Annotated in this window: 10 protein-coding genes and 1 riboswitch; of the genes, 2 read left to right on the top strand and 8 right to left on the bottom strand. The window is 69.5% G+C overall.

The features are described 5' to 3' along the window. Window positions 1–51: 51 nt before the first annotated feature. The 8 genes from B1991_RS08150 to ppc all read right to left on the bottom strand — a co-directional run bounded on the left by B1991_RS08150 (window position 52) and on the right by ppc (window position 14,412). Window positions 52–1,566 (bottom strand): serine hydrolase domain-containing protein, encoded by a 1,515-nt coding sequence (locus B1991_RS08150; RefSeq protein ID WP_136258225.1) that lies wholly within the window; start codon window positions 1,564–1,566, stop codon window positions 52–54. A 215-nt stretch (window positions 1,567–1,781) separates the two neighbouring features. Beyond that, on the bottom strand, window positions 1,782–3,116 hold the full coding sequence (locus B1991_RS08155; protein WP_136258226.1) for a sensor histidine kinase: 1,335 nt from the start codon (window positions 3,114–3,116) through the stop codon (window positions 1,782–1,784). Next, a complete protein-coding gene (locus B1991_RS08160) occupies window positions 3,106–4,503 on the bottom strand; it encodes a sigma-54-dependent transcriptional regulator (protein WP_136258227.1) in 1,398 nt (465 codons plus the stop codon). Before B1991_RS08160 ends, B1991_RS08155 begins: the two co-directional genes overlap by 11 nt. A gap of 105 nt (window positions 4,504–4,608) precedes the next feature. Then, window positions 4,609–7,029 carry an ADOP family duplicated permease gene (locus tag B1991_RS08165; RefSeq protein WP_136258228.1) on the bottom strand — a complete coding sequence of 807 codons (2,421 nt, stop codon included), beginning with the start codon at window positions 7,027–7,029 and terminating at the stop codon, window positions 4,609–4,611. 2 nt (window positions 7,030–7,031) lie between these two features. Then, window positions 7,032–9,473 carry an ADOP family duplicated permease gene (locus B1991_RS08170; RefSeq protein WP_136258229.1) on the bottom strand — a complete coding sequence of 814 codons (2,442 nt, stop codon included), beginning with the start codon at window positions 9,471–9,473 and terminating at the stop codon, window positions 7,032–7,034. Next, on the bottom strand, window positions 9,470–10,234 hold the full coding sequence (locus B1991_RS08175; RefSeq protein ID WP_136258230.1) for an ABC transporter ATP-binding protein: 765 nt from the start codon (window positions 10,232–10,234) through the stop codon (window positions 9,470–9,472). The genes B1991_RS08170 and B1991_RS08175 overlap by 4 nt, the downstream gene beginning before the upstream one ends. 42 nt (window positions 10,235–10,276) lie before the next feature. Beyond that, complete coding sequence (locus tag B1991_RS08180; protein WP_246031101.1) at window positions 10,277–11,524, bottom strand: efflux RND transporter periplasmic adaptor subunit; 1,248 nt, start codon at window positions 11,522–11,524, stop codon at window positions 10,277–10,279. Window positions 11,525–11,706: 182 nt separating this feature from the next. After that, entirely contained in the window at window positions 11,707–14,412 is a 2,706-nt protein-coding gene (ppc, locus tag B1991_RS08185; RefSeq protein ID WP_136258232.1) for a phosphoenolpyruvate carboxylase, read from the bottom strand. A gap of 110 nt (window positions 14,413–14,522) precedes the next feature. After that, window positions 14,523–14,627: riboswitch (S-adenosyl-L-homocysteine riboswitch) on the top strand. A gap of 81 nt (window positions 14,628–14,708) precedes the next feature. On the opposite strand from ppc, the gene ahcY reads away from it, so the two are divergent. Together ahcY and B1991_RS08195 are read left to right on the top strand one after the other, a co-directional pair. Next, entirely contained in the window at window positions 14,709–16,148 is a 1,440-nt protein-coding gene (ahcY, locus tag B1991_RS08190; RefSeq protein ID WP_136258233.1) for an adenosylhomocysteinase, read from the top strand. A 163-nt stretch (window positions 16,149–16,311) separates the two neighbouring features. Further along, on the top strand, window positions 16,312–17,232 hold the full coding sequence (locus B1991_RS08195; RefSeq protein WP_136258234.1) for a MurR/RpiR family transcriptional regulator: 921 nt from the start codon (window positions 16,312–16,314) through the stop codon (window positions 17,230–17,232). Window positions 17,233–17,270 lie beyond the last annotated feature (38 nt).

Consider the following 17,270-nt stretch of genomic DNA (forward strand, 5'->3'; position numbering starts at 1 on the left):
TCTCGATGTTTGCAACGGTGGTGGATGGTGGTTCTGATACCCGCCGCACGCTCAGGGTTTCACGCCCTCGGCGGCGAGCAGGTCGGCGATGTGCTCGGCCAGCAACCACGTTTGCGCTGGCCCCTCGTTGCTGGTCAGCGCCACGGCGGCCCCGGTTTCCCAGACCATCTGCAGGTTCGCATCCGTACCCTCGATGCCGCCCGCATGCCCACGGATGTGACGGCCGTGCGAGAGGCGATCGCCGAAGCCGGCCGCATACCCTCCGGGGCCGGCGGGCACTTCGCCATCGAACATCCTGGCCAGGGTCGCTGGCTTGACCAGCTTGCCCTTGTGCAATGCGCCGGCGAAACGCAGGAGGTCCGCATTGGTCGAATAGCCACCGCCTGCCGGACCGCTTTTGAAGCCGAGTTTCAGCCAGGCCGCTTTCCACGTGCTTGAAAACAATTCCTCGTGGAAATAGCCGACCGCCAGTTTCGGCGTGATGTCCTCCACGCCGTCAAAGCCACTGGCCGTCATGCCGGCGGGTGCAAAGACGTGTTGCTGGACATAGTCGAAATAATTCTCGCGGGAGACGTTCTCGATGATGCGGCCGAGCAGCATGTAGCCGGCGTTGCTGTAGTTCCATGCCTTGCCGGGTTCGCCCACCCTGGGTTGCCGGGCGATGAGGCTGAGGTAGTCGACAGGATTGACGTACTTCTCCCGCTGCCGGAAGAACTCCGGCACCAGGAAATCGCCCAGACCCGCCGTGTGATGCAACAGCTCCCACACGGTGATGTGCTTCGCCGCCGCATGATCGGGATACTCCGGTACCAGCTGGTCAAGCGTGGCATCCCACGACAGCTTGCCGGCTTCGACGAGCTGGGCGATCGCCACGGCGGTGAACATCTTGCCGATCGAGCCGACAGCGAATTTCGTCTGGTGATCGATCGGAACGCCGAAGCTGCGCTCGGCGAGTCCCCTGCATTCGTCGAATACCGTCTTGCCTCCGTCGGAAACCGTCAGGCAGCCGGAAAAATCGGAAGTCCGCACCAGACGATCGAGCGCCGCCCTGATCAGCCGCGCCATCTCCGCGTGCGATACCGCGCCTTTCGGCCAGCCGGCATAGAGTGCCGGATCATCCATCGGGAAGATGCTCGCCTGTGCGAGCTTGCCGGCATGCGCCGGATCGGCGGCCACGACGAACAACGCCCATTGCCCGGTACGGTGCGTTTTCACGGCCAGCTGGAGCAGGCCCGGTTGATGCGGGTTGCTGCGCACGTCGGCCAGGTCCATGCCGCCACTGTCACGGGCCGCCGAAACCAGGCTGCTGACGAAATCGGCCTGGTCGGTCTGGTCCATCGCAGGCGACAGAACCGCTGCCGCCCATTGCCGGATCTGTTCGGGAGTATCGGTATTCACATGACGTATCAGCTCGCCACCGAGCTTGCCTGCAGGCGTATCGGGCAGGCCCGCGGAAGCGGAAGCCGAGGCCGCGAAGGAAGCGGTCGCGAAGGCGATAAGTGCGAGAAGCGTGACTTGGCGGCAGCGGCGGGCGCCGGGCGGCACGATTCGGTTGGGCTTGTCCATTCTGAGGTTCCTGTGCAAATCCAGTCCACTCGCATGCGGAAGGCGAGGCCGGCCCCGCGGTACCCCGCGGTGTCGGAAGCTTGGATGCAGGCAGAGCTCCGGCTGGATTCACTTCGCCACAAAATATCGCCGACAGCGTTTTGTGCAGGCACCCGCTTGCGCGATGCTTCTGCGCCAAGAGACTTCGGAACAAGGCATCGCCTGCGAGCAGGCTCCTACGACAGCGGGAGCCACAGGGTTGCGAGGGCTCCGCTGGCGTCGTCGCGAGCGCTCAGGCTGACGCCGCCTTCGTGCGCTTCGGCGATCTGCCGCACCAAGGCCAGGCCGATGCCGGAGCCGCCGGGTTTGGTGGTGAAGAACGGCACGAACAGGTTGTCGCTGCCGGGCAAACCCGGACCGTCGTCGAGAATTTCGATCAGCGCGCGCTCACCCTCGCTGCGCCAGCGCATCAGCACGGTGCCACCGGTGGGCAGGCTGGCCTCGATGGCGTTGCGCAGCAGGTTGATCAGCGCCTGTTCGAGCTGGTCAGGATCGGCCTGCACCGGCAGCGGCGCGCCCTCCTCCACGGCCACGGTCATGCGCTGTTCCAGCCGCGCCACCGCCGGTACCAGTGCGGCCAGGTCAAGCTCGCGTTTCTGCGGCGGCGGCAAGGCCGCCAGTTTGCTGTAGCCGGCCAGGAAGCGGCCGAGCGCTTCGGCGCGGTTGCCGATCACCTGCAGGCCGCCGCGTGTATCCTCGCGCCAGTCCTCGGCCAGCGGCTCGCGCGCGATCAGGGTAGCCAGCGTGCCGGCCAGCGAATGGATCGAAGCCAGCGAGTTGTTGACCTCGTGGCCGAGCACGCGCAGCAGGCGCTGCCAGGCCTGACGCTCCTCTTCGCGCAACACGCGCCCGACGTCGTTGATCACCAGCAGCTGGCCGCTGCGGCCTTCGTTGCGCAGCGGCGAGTGGCGAATCTCGAAGCGGCCGCTGCGGCCGGGAAAGGCGTGCCGGATCACCTGCGCATTCGGCCCGGCAAGCAGCGCATCAAGACCGATCTCGTCGGCGCGACGACCGAGCGACGCGGCGCGGTCGCGGCGCAGCAGCTGCTGCGCGGCCGGGTTGAGCAGGCGCAGGCGCGCGTCGTGGTCGAACACGAATACCGCGCTGTCCAGCGCGGCCAGCGTCTTGCCGAGCAGGCGCGAGGCATCCTCGAACTGCAGCCGCTCCTGCTGCAGGCGGTCGGCCAGCGCGTTGATGTCGTAGATCGCCCCGCCCAGCACGCCGCCCTGCACGCCGCGCATGCTGTAGTCGCCCTCACGCAGCGCCTCGAGCAGGCCGGCCAGGGTGTACAGCGGATACACCACGCGGCGATGCTGCCAGCGCGCGACCCACGCGGTGGCCAGCAGCACGGCGATCGCCAGCAGCCAGCACAAGGCGCGCTCGGGCACGCCGACCGACAGCAGCACGAGCATGCCGAGCAGGGCCGGCAGCGCCACCAGCCAGCTGCCCAGCAGCACGCGTCGCTCGAACGCGGGCAGCTGGCCGCTGCGGCGGGCGGGGTCAGTCGGCATCGTCGGGCGACGGATCGCGCAGGCCGTGCTTCTCCAGCCTCCGGTACAGCGTCTGGCGGGTGATGCCGAGCGCGTCGGCGGCGTGCTGCAGGTTGCCGCCGTGGCGTTCCAGCGCGCGCCGCACCAGGTGTGCCTCGGCCTGCTCGATGGTCATGTCCTCCAGCGCCGCGGACGCGTTGCCGCCGGCCGGACCGGGGCCGAACGCCAGCGCCGAGTCGCTGACCAGGTCCTGTTCGGCCAGCAGCGCGGCGCGCTCCATCAGGTGGCCCAGTTCGCGCACGTTGCCCGGCCAGCGCCAGGCCAGCAGCGCGCGTTCGGCCGACGGCGCCAGGCGCAGGCCGTGGCGGCCGTAGCGCAGCGCGCTGCGCTCGAGAAAACCGCGCGCCAGCGGCAGGATGTCGTCGCGCCGCTCGCGCAGCGGCGGCAGACGGATCTCCAGCGTGTTGAGGCGGTACAGCAGGTCCTTGCGGAAGCGCCCGGCCTCCACCTCGACGGCGAGGTCGGCATTGGTGGCCGACACCAGCCGCACGTCCACGTTCTGCGTGCGCGAGGAGCCCAGCCGTTCGAACTCGCCGTCCTCCAGCACGCGCAGCAGTTTCGGCTGCTGCGAGGGCGGCACGTTGCCCACCTCGTCGAGGAACAGCGTGCCGCCATCAGCCAGCTCGAAGCGGCCGATGCGTTCGCCCTTGGCGTCGGTGTACGCGCCGCGCACGTGGCCGAACATCTCCGACTCGAACACGTTCTCGGCGATGCCGCCCATGTTGACCTTGACCAGCGCCTTCGCCGCGCGACGCGACTGCGCATGCAGCGCCTGCGCGATCACGCCCTTGCCGGTGCCGTTCTCGCCCAGCACCAGCACGTTGGCGTCGCTCGGCGCCACCCGTGCGACCAGCTCCATCACCCGCCGCATCGCCGGCGACTCGGCGATCAGCGCCTCGCCGCCGCCGCGCAGCAGCGCGTTCTCCGCCTCCAGCCGGCGCTGCCGCCGCGCGCCTTCGCCCAGCGCGATCTGGGTGCGCACGATGCTGAGCACCCGCGCGTTGTCCCACGGCTTCTCGATGAAATCGCCGGCGCCGCGGCGCAGCGCATCCACCGCCAGCGGCACGTTGCCCCACGCCGTCATCACCACCACCGGCAGTTCCGGCGCCTGCTGGCGCAAGGCATCGAGCAGGGCCAGGCCCTCCTCGCCCGAGGTGGTGTCGCGGGTGTAGTTGAGGTCGATCAGCGCACAGCCGAAATCGCGCTGGCGCACTGCCTCCAGTGCGGCCGCCGGGCCGTCGACGCCCACGCTGGCGAAGCCCTCGGACTTCAGCAGCAGGCGCAGCGCCTCGCGCACGTCGGCCTGGTCGTCGACCAGCAGCACGATGGGATGGGTTTCGCGTGTCATGTCTTCCAGCATAGGGTAGGAGTCCGCTCGCGGGCGATGCTCTTGGCGGGCGATCGAAAGATCAATCGCATCGCCCGCGAGCGGGTTCCTGCGAAAGACACCGCGTCACTCGTGGCGCAGCGCGATCGCGGGATCGACGCGCAGCGCGCGCAACAGCGGCACCAGCGAAGCGATCAGCGCCACCAGCAACACGATCAACAGGACCGGAGCGAACACCCGCAGGTCGTGCGCCCGCGTATGCAGCCCGGGATCGGCCAGCAGTGCCGACCACGGCCACGCCAGCAGCAGGCCGATGCCCAGCCCCAGCCCGAGCTGCCACAGCAGCTGCCGCCCCACTTCGCGCATGATCGCGCGGTTGCCCGCGCCGATGGCACGGCGGATGCCGATCTCGCGGGTGCGCTGGGCCACCGAAAACGCCAGCACGCCATACAGGCCCGCGCCGGCCAGCAACAGCGCGACCAGCCCCAGCGCGCCGAATACGGTACTGAGCACGGTCAGGCCCACCCGGGCCTCGGCCATCGCGGCGGCCTGGCTGCGCACGCCGTACACCGCCGCCTGCGGCTCGACCGCGTGCACGGCATCGGCCAGTTGCTGCGCGGAAAGGCCACCAGCAACATGCGCGCGCACCGCCAGGCCCACCGCATGCAGCGGCGACTGGCCGGCCGACTGGCCCAGCGGCAGCAGCAGGCTGGGCCGCGACTTTTCCAGCACGCCATCCAGCTGCAAGGGCTCGATCACGCCGATCACGGTCAGGGTGAGGGCAAACGGACGGCCTGGCCACAGCACCAGCTTGCGGCCCACGGCGTTGTCGCGCGGCCACATCGCGGCCGTCATCTTAGCGTCGACCACCGCCACCGGCGCGCTGTCCGCACGGTCGCGCGGGTCGAAGAAGCGACCTTCGCGCAGGTGCACGCCGTAGGTCCCGAGGAAATGCGGATCGACGATACCCATCTGCGCGCGCGGCCAGCCATCCGCGGGCTGCGGGTGGCCCGGCAGCGAGACGTCCTCGTGGCTGCCCAGCACCGCGCCGGGCACGGTATCCGACACGGTGGCGTCGACCACGCCCGCATCCTGGCGCAGGCGCTCGCCCACCGCATCGAAGAAGCGGATGCGCCGCGCGTCGTCGGTGTAGCTGGCCGCCGGCAGCATCACGTTGGCGGTGAGCACCTGTGTCGCGTGCGCCGCGCCGGCTACCGGCTGCGACAGCACGCTGCCCACCGCGCGCAAGAAAGTGCCCGCTCCCACCAGCAACACCACGGTCAGCGCGACTTCCGCCACCACCATGATCCGGGTCACGCGGGCGAAGCCGGCACTCGAACCCTTGCCGCCGTCGCGCAGCACGTCCTGCAGGTCAGCGCGCGCGGCGCGCCAGGCGGGTATCACGCCCGCCAGCGCGGTGCTGAGCACGGCAGCCACGAAGGCCGCCACCAGCACCCGGCCGTCGAGGCCGAAATGATGGAAGGGCGCGGCGCCCGACGCATCGTTGAAGTAGACCGAGACGATCCAGCGGTTGCCCCAGTGCACGATCGGCAACGCCACCGCCAGCGCGGCCAGGCTCAGCAGCAGGCTCTCCGTCAGCGCCGCGGACACCAGCCGCGCGCGGCTGCCGCCGAGCGCGCCACGCAGCGCCAGCTCGTGGCGCCGCTGCAGGGTCTGCACCAGCTGCAGGTTGGCCACGTTGACGCAGGCCAGCAGCAGCACCAGCGCGGCGGCGCCGAACATCAGCCATACCCACTGGCGCATGTCCTCCGGCACGAAGCTGAACTTCCACGGTTTGAGCGTGACACCACGGGTGTGCTTCCCCGCCGGCAGCGCGGCCTGCAGGCGCGCCGCCCACGCGTCCAGCTCCGCGCGCGCCTGCGCCAACTGGTGGTCGGGCGCCAGGCGAACCACGCCCCGGACTTCGCGGTGCTGGCCGGGTGGCAACGTCAGCGGCAGCCAGACCTCGCTGCCGCTGACCGGCATGTACGCCGCACTGGCCGGCAACACGCCCACCACGGTGGCCCATTCGCCATTGATCCGCACCGCCCGGCCCGCGATGTGCGGATCGGCCTTGAAGCCGCGCCGCCACAGGCTCTCGCCCAGCAACACCACGTCCGGGGCACCGGGCGCCTCGTCCGACGGCAGCAGGCCGCGCCCCAGCAACGGCGTGACGCCCAGCAGCGGCATCATCGAGGCGGTCACGCGGCTGCCCGGGTAGTACCTTGCGCCGCCGTTTTCCTCCACCCCGGCGCCGATGGGGACGTAGGCGCCCACCTCGTCGGCGCTGCGCAGGCCGTCGCGCAGGGCCAGGTACTGGTCGCTGTCGAGGCTGTCGATGCCGTTGCCGCTGTGCGACGGCTCGCCCAGCGCCATCAGGCGTTCGGGATGCGGTACCGGCAGCGGTTCGAGGATCAGCGTGTTGACCAGGCTGAACAGGAACAGCGTCACCCCCAGCCCCACGCCCAGCACCGCCACCGAGAGCAACGCATAGCCGGGCCGCCGCGCCAGCCGCCGCCAGGCTTCGCGAAATTCACGCACGATCATCGTCACTCTCCCCTCAACGCGCGCATCGGCGCCACGCGTGCCGCACGCAGCGCCGGCAGCATGCAGGCCAGCAGGCCGGCGAGCGCCAGCACCACGCTCACCCCGGCCATCACCAGCGGGTCCAGCGCACCGGCGCGGCCGATCAACCCCATCAGCACCTGCGATACCGCACGCGCCACCAGCCACGCCCCGGCCATGCCCAGCACCAGCCCCGCCGCAATCTGCAGCAAGCCGCCGCGCAGCACCAGCCGCAGCAGTCGCGAAGGTCTGGCACCCAGCGCCATGCGCACGCCGAACTCGCGTTCGCGCGCGGCCACCGCCACCGCCATCACGGCGTACAGCCCGGCCGCGGCGAGCAGCAGCGCCAGCGCGGCGAACAGACCGATCAGCCACAGGCTGAGCCGTGCGCTCGCCGTGGTCTGCTGCACGACGTTCCGCATCGTGCGCAGGTTGGCGATGGGCTGCTCGGGCGCAATCCCGGCCAGCGCCGCGCGCACGCCAGCCTGCCAGTCCATCGGGTTGCCATGGCCGCGCAGCGCGAAGCGCAGCGGCTCCAGGTGACGAACCAATCCCATCACCGGATCGGGCATCTGCGCCAATGGCACATACAGCACCGGCTGCATGGGCTGCAACGGCCCCTTCTGGTAAGTGGCGCCCACCACGCCGACGATGTGCAGCGAAATGAGCTTGTCGTCGACGCCCGTCATCTCGATCCGTTTGCCCACCGCATGACCGTCGTAATACCTGTCGGCCAGATCCTGGCTGGCGATGGCCACCAACTCGCCTCCCCCCGTGTCGTCACGCGTGAAGCTCCGCCCCTCGAGCAGCGGGATGGAGAACAGGCGGAAAAAACCATCCCCGATGCCGTGGTACTGGGACGCGAATTCTTGCCCGTCCGGTGTGTGCAGGGTGGTTTGCAGCTGACCCATCATGCCGTTGCTGGCGGGCAGGTTGGTGGTCACCACGGCGTCGGCGACACCCGGAATCACGCGCAGCCGCTGCACCAGCCGCTGCGACATGGCCCACACCGAGGCGACGTCCGGGTAATCGGCCCGCACCGGCGCCAGGTCGAAGGTGAGCACATCGCCGTCGGCAAAGCCAAGATGCAGCCGCGAGGCGTCGTACAGGCCGTGCATGAACACGCCGGCCGCGCACAGCAGCACCGCCGCCAGCGCCACCTGTGCCACCACCAGCACGCGGCCCAACCGCCCGCTGCGCAGGCTGATGCCGCTGCGGCCGCCCTCGCGCAATTCGTCCACCGTGGTCGCGCTGCGGCTGCGCCACAGGGCCAACCCCGCTGCCAGCAGCGCGCCGAGCATGCCCACCGCGAAGGCCAGCAGCCACGCTGAAGCATCGACATGCAGGCGCCCGCCCCACAACCACTCGGCGGGAATGAAGTCTTGCAGCAAGGCCAGGCCCGTCATCGCCAACGCCATGCCCGCCAGCGCGCCCGCGCCACCCACCAGCAGACCATCGCCCAAGGCCGGCAGCATCAGCCGCAGCAGCGGCGCACCCAGTGCGCCGCGCACTGCGACGTCGTGGTTGCGCGACAACGCACGCAGCAGCATCAGGTTGGCGAGGTTCACCAGCGCAATCAGCAGCACCAGCATCGCGCTGGCCATGAACAGCAGCAGCATCGGCCGCGCGTCATGCCGCATGACGGACGCCAGATGCAGGGCGCCGAAGCGCGGCTTCTTCCAGTTGCCGCCCATGCCCATGTCGCGGTACATCGCGCGCTCGCGCGCATCGGTTTGCGCCGACACCGCGGCGATCTCGGCACCGGGCGCCAGCCGCGCCAGCGCCAGGGTGCCGTTGTGGCTGTAATCGCGGCTGCCCACCGGCACCGCCGTCGGCAACACCACGTCGCCCGGCCCCAGCACCGTGTTGAAGGCGGCCGGCAGCACGCCCACGATGGTGTGCGGCACGCCTTCCACCCGCAGGCTGCGGCCGATCACGCTGCGGTCGCCGCCGTAGCCGCGCAGCCAGAAGCCGTAGCCGAGCATGACCACCGGCGGGCCGTGCGGATGATCCTCCTGCGCATCGAAGTTGCGCCCCAATACCGGCTGCAGATCCAGCGTGGGCAGCAACCCCTGGTCCATGCGGATCAGCGGCACCTGCGCCGGCGCACTCACGCCGGCGACATTCACCATCGAACCCGGCCACCACAAGCCCAGCGAGGCCACGCCGTCGAGCTTGTCCAGGTACTGGTATTCGTGCGGCGAGATGCCGCCCACCTGACTGGTGTCACGGATCTGGCCCAGCACCACCAGTTGCGACGGTTGTGGCACCGGCAGCGGCCGCCACAAGCTGTTCTGGATCAGCGTGGTCACCGCCACGCTGGCGCCGACGCCGAGGGCCAGCACGCCGGCAGCCAGCAACAGGAAGCCGGGCCGGCGCAGGCTGGCGCGCCACGCCCTCCAGATCTCCGCGAGCCAGACGTTCACGCGCCGACTTCCACGCGCTGGCCGATCAGCGCATCCAGGCGCTGCTCGTCTTCATGGCGCAGGCGCTCGTAGGTTTCCTCGTCGACCACGCGGCCGTCGAACAGGCGGATCTTGCGCTGCGCGAGTTCCGCGTAACGCGCGTCGTGGGTGACCATGCAGAGGGTGGCGCCGCCCTTGTGCAGTTCGTCGAGCAGGGCCATGACCGCCTCGCCGTTGCGCGAATCGAGGTTGCCGGTGGGCTCGTCGGCAAGCAGGATCGCCGGCCGGCCGACCAGCGCGCGCGCCACCGCCACGCGCTGCTGCTGGCCGCCGGAGAGCTGCGCCGGATAGTGGCGCATGCGATGCGACATGCCGACGCGTTCCAGCGCTTCCTGCACGCGCTCGCGGCGCTCGCTCGCACCGATGCCGGCGCGATAGGTCAGCGGCAGCTCCACGTTCTCCTGCACGCTGAGGTCGCCGATCAGGTTGAACGCCTGGAAGATGAAGCCGATCTCGGCGTTGCGGATGCGCGCGCGCTCGGCCGCGTTCAGCGCCGCGACGTCATGCCCGTTCAGCACATAGCGGCCGGCACTGGCGGTGTCGAGCAGGCCGAGGATCGACAGCAGGGTGGTCTTGCCGCAGCCGGACGGCCCGGAGATGGAGACGTACTCGCCGCGCGCGATGGACAGATGCACGTCGGCAAGCGCATGGGTTTCCACCTCGTCGGTCTGGAATACCTTGCGAATGCTGTCGAGGGTGATGACGGAGGCCGGTTCGTTCATGCGGTGGTCCCTGTTCGGAGTGTTCCGGTTGGTTGGCGAGGTTCAGCGCAGGCGCAGGCGGTCATATTTGTCCCACTGGCTGGTGTCGGACAGGATGACCTTGTCGCCGGCTTTCAATCCACGCAACACCTGCACGCGATCGGCCGAGGCGCTGCCGATGCGTACCGGTACGCGGGTGGCGGTGTCGCCGTCGGGATCCAGGCGAAACAGGCTGAGGTCGCTGCCGGCGGCAGCCAGCGCAGGACGCCCTACCGACAGCACGTCGTGCAGTTCGGCGATGCGGATGCGGCCATCGACCGAGAGATCCGGGCGCGCGCCGGCCGGCAGCTTGCCGGTGAGCGTCACGTCGACCTGCACGCTGCCATTGCGCACCGCCGGATCGATGCGTTCGACCTTGCCGGCAATCACGCCGTCGTGGGTATCCACGTTCACCGCCATGCCCATCAATACATCCTTGGCCTGTACTTCAGGCACCTGCAATCGCGCGATCAGCACGTCGGTGCGCGCCACCCGCGCCAGGTTGGCACCGGCGGCGACCTGCGCACCTTCCTGCACGGCCACCTCCTGCAGCACGCCGGCGATGCCGGCGCGCACCCGGAGCGCATCGGCCTGGCGCTGGCGCAGTTGCAGGTTGCTCTGCTGCTGCAGCAGTTTCGCCTGCACCGCATCCAGCTGCGCCTGCATGCTGCCGCCGAACGCCCGCACGCGCTGCTGCTCGACCTGCAGGCGGTTCTTCAACTGGGCCAGGGCGATCTGTTCCTGTTCGTAGCGCACCTCGGGAATCAGGTGCCGGGCCACGGCCTTGGCGTCGGCATCGGCCTTGACCTTGGCCGAGGCGTAGTCGGCCTGCGCCTGCGCCTGGGCCGAGCGGTGGTCGAGCAACTGCGACCGCAGTTCGGCACGCCGGGCGGCCACCTCGGCGCGCGCCGCCGCCACCTGGGCCTGGGCGTTGCGCAGGCTGTCCTGCACCTCGGGGTTGGCGAGGGTCATCAGCACGGTGTCCGGCTTCACCACCGTGCCCGGCCACACCAGGATCCGGTCCACCTGGGCGGCGGTGGCCGCCGCCAGCCAGCGCGAAGTGCGTGGCACCAGGGTGCCGGTGGCGCGTACCTCCTGCAGCATGTCGCCGCGCTGCACGGTGTCGATCCACAAGCTGGCACGATCGGCCCGCGGCAACGCCGGCCCGAGGCGCAGCAGCAACACGGCCAGCATCGTGACGAGCACGCCGAGCGCCGCGGCGAGCAGGAGCCGCCGCCGGCGCTTGCGCAATTTCAGGGTGGGGTTGGCCATGTCCATGGAGCGGGGAGAGCAAGCCCCGTGCCACGACGCCGAACGCGCTCCGCACAAGGATTTGGCGCCCTGCCGGGCGCCGGCGTCGTTCGCCAGCGGACACCCGTGTCCGGGTTCGTACGCGCATGCCGGGGCCGATGTCCCGCACCCGCCGACGCGGGCCACGCCTGCCGTTGCCGCCCTCAGCCGGTATTCTGCAGCCCCTGCGCAACACCATTGACGCAGGCGACCAGGGCCTGCAGCAGCGCGTCGTCCTCGCGGTCGCTCTCGCGCCAGCGTTGCAGCAGATCGACTTGCAGCAGGCTCATCGGGTCCACGTACGGGTTGCGCAGGCGGATCGAGGCAGCCAGTCGCGGTGCGTCCTGCAGCAGCGCGCGATGGCCGTTCAATTGCAGCAGCGCGCGGCGGGTGCGTTCGAACTCGCCGCGGATCAGGCCGAACATCTCCTCATGCAGCGCCCCGGAAAGGCGCGAGAACGCCTCGGCGATGTCGAGGTCGCACTTGGCCAGCACCATTTCCACGTCGTCCAGCATGTTGCTGAAGAACGGCCAGTCGCTGGCCATCTCGGCCATCGCCTGCTCGCCGAACTCGTGCATGCCGCGCTGCAGCGCGCTGCCGAGGCCGTACCAGCCGGGCAGGATCGAGCGGCACTGGGTCCAGGCGAACACCCACGGGATCGCGCGCAGGTCCTGCACGCCCTGCATGCTGCGCCGGCTGGCCGGGCGCGAGCCGAGGGTCATGCGCTCGATCACGTCGATCGGCGTGGCGCTGCGGAAGTACTCCACGAAGTGCGCATGCTCGACGAAGGTGCGGTAGGTCTCGCGGCTGGCAGCCGACAGCACGTTCATTCGCGCGCGCCACTGCTCCTCGCGCGGGTCGTCGGCGCGCGGGCGCAGCGAGGCCCGCAGCACGGCGCTTACGGTCTGCTCCAGGTTGCGCAACGCCAGCGCACGGATGCCATATTTTCGATGGATCACCTCGCCCTGCTCGGTCACCCGCAGCACGCCGGCCACCGATCCCCGCGGCGAGGACATCAGCGCCGGCGCGATGCGCACACCGCCGCGGCTGGCCGAGCCGCCGCGGCCGTGGAAGAAGGCCAGCTGGATGCCGGCCCGGCGCGCCACCTCCAGCAACTCCACCTGCGCGCGCTGCAGCCCCCAGCGCGAGGCCAGCGTGCCGCCGTCCTTGCCGCTGTCCGAGTAGCCCAGCATCACCCACTGCTGGTCGTCGCGTGCCGCCAGGTGGCGGCGATAGACCGGATCATCGAGCAGCGCCTGCAGGGTGGCCGGCGCGTTCTTCAGATCGTCCACCGTCTCGAACAGCGGCGCGATGTTGAGCGGCACGTTGTCGTCCTGCACCAGCCCGCCATAGCGCGCCAGCGCCAGCACGGCCAGCACGTCGGCCGCGCTGCGCGCCATGCTGATGACGTACAGCCCCACCGCCTCGCTGCCGTAACGCCGGCGCGTGTCGCCCAGAGTGGCGAACACGTCGTACAGCGCGGTGACCACCTCGGCGTGGCTGATCGCGAAGCGTGCATCGCCGCTGGCGTAGTCGCGCAATTGCCGCGTGCGCTCGGCGGCCGGCCGCGCGGCCCAGCCCTTGTCGTCGAACAGCGCGGCCAGCGCGTCATCGTGCACGCGCGAATCCTGACGCACGTCGAGCCGCGCCAGGTGCAGGCCGAAGGTGCGCACGCGCTGGACCAGCCGCTGCACCGCGTAGGCGCCGGCGTGCAGCCCGCGGTGGGCGATCAGGCTGTCGGCGATCAGTTGCAGGTCGGCTTGCAGCTCGGCGGACGAGGCGTAGCCGTCGGCGTCCTCGTCGCGCAGGCTGGCCTCCAGCCGCGCGCCGATCAGGGTGAGCAGGCAGCGGTACGGCATGTCGGCGTGGCGCGGGCGGATACGCTCGGCGGCCCGCGGAAAACGTTCTCGATAATCGGCCAGCCGCTGCCGCAGCGCAGGCGCCACCTGCACCCGGCCGTCAGTCTGGCTGAGCAGGCGCGCCAGGTCGGCAACATCCGCCACATAGTGCTCGATCACATGCGCGCGCTGGGTGGCCAGGCTGGCGGCGATGGTGTCGGCGCCGACGTTCGGGTTGCCGTCCATGTCGCCGCCGACCCAGGTCGCGAAACCCAGCAGGCGCGGCAGCTCGACCGCCACGCCGTAGACCGTCTGCAAGGCCTCGGCCAGCGCCTCGTACAGCGCCGGCACCACCCGGTACAGCGGATTGGCCAGGTAGAAGCCGACATGGTGGTGTTCGTCCTGCACGGTGGGCCGGATCGGCGAGGCCTCGGCGGTCTGCCAGCCGGCGGACAGCGCCATGTAGATGCGCTCGTCGTCCGCGGCGCGCTCCTGCGGCGTGCGCGCGGGGTCGAAACCGTCGACCAGCGAACGCACGATGGCCTGCTCCTTCTCCAGCAAGGAGCGGCGCACGGCCTCGGTGGGATGCGCGGTGAACACCGGCTCGATCCACAGCCGATCCAGCCAGCCCAGCAACTCGGCCGCATCCACGCCTTGCGCCTTCAGCTGGCCCAGCGCGTCCAGCAGCGACTCGGGCTGCACCTGGTCGCTTTCGCGCTGGTAGTCGCGGCGACGGCGGATGCGATGCACCCGCTCGGCGGTGTTGACCGCGTGGAAATAGGTGGCGAACGCCCGCGCCAGCGCCTCGGCACGGTCGGGTTCGAGGCCGGCCAGCGAATGCGCCAGCTCGTCGGTGGAGGCACCCTCGGCGCGCCGCCGGATCGCCGCCGTGCGCACCTGCTCGACCCGCTCGAAGAAGGCCTCGCCACCCTGCTCGGCCAGCATCCGGCCGACCATGGCGCCGAGCCTGCCCACGTCTTCGCGCAGCGGACCGTCGTGCGGCAGGAATTCGGGTTCGCGATCTGTCTCCACGCCGTGCTCCACGTTGCGACCAAGCGCCCAGCCTACCGAATCGACGCGGCCGCGGCACCACGCCGGCGGGCATAAGCTTATGTCTGCCGTTACAATGGCAAACTGCACTGCCCGCCGAGGGGCGCTGCGACCGTTGGCGTGAAGGCAGATCCATCTGCAGTCCCACGCATCGGCCAGGCTCGGCGCGGCACGTTCCACAACGGCGCTCTGTGCTTTACGCGAGTCCCTTCGCGAAGCAAGACCGGCCATCTATGGCCGGACTCTTCACAAGAGCCTCGCACCAACCGGAGATATTGATGAACGCCGCACTGAAAGAAAACGCCACCGACTACAAGATCCGCGACATCTCGCTGGCCGATTTCGGCCGCAAGGAGCTGGACATCGCCGAGCACGAGATGCCCGGCCTGATGTCGATCCGCCGCAAGTACGCGCCGGACGCCCCGCTGAAGGGCGTGCGGGTGACCGGCTCGCTGCACATGACGATCCAGACCGCGGTGCTGATCGAGACGCTGAAGGACATCGGCGCCGACGTGCGCTGGGCCTCGTGCAACATCTTCTCCACGCAGGACCACGCCGCCGCCGCGATTGCCGCCACCGGCACCCCGGTGTTCGCCTGGAAGGGCGAGACGCTGGAGGAATACTGGGACTGCACGCTGGACGCGCTGTCCTTCCCCGACGGCAAGGGCGGCTTCCTCGGTCCGCAGCTGGTGGTGGACGACGGCGGCGACGTGACGCTCTTGATCCACAAGGGCTACGAGCTGGAGAACGGCTCGAACTGGGTCAACGAGAAGGCCTCCTCGCACGAGGAGCAGGTGATCAAGAATCTGCTCAAGCGCGTGCACACCGAGCGCCCGGGCTACTGGCACACCGTGGTCAAGGACTGGAAGGGCGTCTCCGAGGAGACCACCACCGGCGTGCACCGCCTGTACCAGCTGGCCGAGACGAAGTCGCTGCTGGTGCCGGCGATCAACGTCAACGACTCGGTGACGAAATCCAAGTTCGACAACCTGTACGGCTGCCGCGAGTCGCTGGCCGACGGCCTCAAGCGCGCGATGGACGTGATGCTGGCCGGCAAGGTGGCCGTGGTCTGCGGCTACGGCGACGTCGGCAAGGGCTGCGCGCACAGCCTGCGCGCGTACGGTTCGCGCGTGGTGGTGACCGAGATCGACCCGATCAACGCGCTGCAGGCGGCGATGGAAGGCTTCGAGGTCAACACCGTCGAAAGCACGCTGGGCCGCGGCGACATCTACGTGACCACCACCGGCAACAAGGACGTGCTGACGCTCGATCACCTGAAGTCGATGAAGGACCAGGCGATCGTCTGCAACATCGGCCACTTCGACAACGAGATCCAGGTCGATGCACTGAATGCGATGGCCGGCGTGGAAAAGCTCAACATCAAGCCGCAGGTGGACAAGTACACCTTCAAGGACGGCCGCTCCATCTTCCTGCTCGCCGAAGGCCGCCTGGTCAACCTCGGCTGCGCCACAGGCCATCCGAGCTTCGTGATGTCCAACTCGTTCTCCAACCAGACCCTGGCGCAGATCGACCTGTGGGCGCACAAGGACAGCTACGAGAACAAGGTCTACATCCTGCCCAAGAAACTGGATGAAGAGGTCGCGCGCCTGCACCTGGAGAAGATCGGCGTGAAGCTGACCACGCTCACCCCGACCCAGGCCGCCTACCTCGGCGTGCCGGTGGAAGGCCCGTACAAGCCCGACCATTACCGCTACTGAGCCGCTGGCGGATCATCCATCGGCTGCAGCAGAACGGGCGCCAAGGCGCCCGTTCTGCCATCGCCGGCTCACCACCGGGCAGCGCGCACCATGCGGCCTGCGCTGCGCCGGATCATACTTTCGTACCGATCCAGCACGGACGAACCCGAGGGAGACGGCGTCGATGTCGCCAAAGCAAAGCAGCGCCGACCGGCGATTGTTCAGCCAGCTCCGCAGCGAAATGGACCGGATGACCGCGTCCGAACGGGTGATCGCGAACTTCCTGCTCACCAACCGGCAGGCGGTGCCGTTCGAGACTGCCAACTCGCTGGCCGCCAAACTCGCCATCAGCGCCGCGACGGTAGGCCGATTCTGCCGTCGCCTCGGCTACCGGAATTTCCGCGAGCTGAAGGCAGCGTTCAAGTTCGACGTGGCCGTCGCGCCATGGCCGATCGGCGAAGGCCTGCGCTCGATGCTGCAGACCGGCGGCGGCGAGCCGGCGCTGCAACGCGACCTGGACCTGACCATCGCCGGCATCATCGAGGTCTACCGCCGCGCGGAAACGCGTGAATGGCAGGATATGGTTGCTCTCCTGGCACACTGCTCGACATTGCACATCGTGGGATTCCAGACCGAGCGCGGGCTTGCGGCCCACTTCGCCAGTTTCCTGCAATACGTGCGCCCGGGGGTGCGGGTGGCCGACCTGGCTACCGGAAGCTTCTCGGAGGTGCTGCTCGACGGCACCGGCAAGGATTGCGTCGTGATCGTGGAGACGCGTCGCTACTCGCGCCAGGCACAACTGCTCGCCCGTCATTGCCGGCAACGCGGGCTGCCGCTGGTGATGATCACCGACAAATACTGCCACTGGGCCAGCGAATACACGCCGCACATCCTGGCATTGCCGACGGAAAGCGGGATCTTCTGGGGCACCACCGTTCCGATCCACGCGGCGCTGGCGCTGCTGGTCAACGGCGTGGTTCTCGCACTCGGCGACCGCGTGGAGCAGCGCCTCGCCCACGTCTCCGACCTCTACCAGGAATTCGTCGGCCATGTCGGGAAACCCGCGCGCGGGCCGCGCAAGAAGGGTGGCGACATCGAGCCTTGAGCATGCAGCGCACCGTCGGGCCGAGGCCCGGCGCTTGT

This window comes from Rhodanobacter lindaniclasticus (assembly GCF_004799035.1).
GTDB lineage: Bacteria > Pseudomonadota > Gammaproteobacteria > Xanthomonadales > Rhodanobacteraceae > Rhodanobacter > Rhodanobacter lindaniclasticus.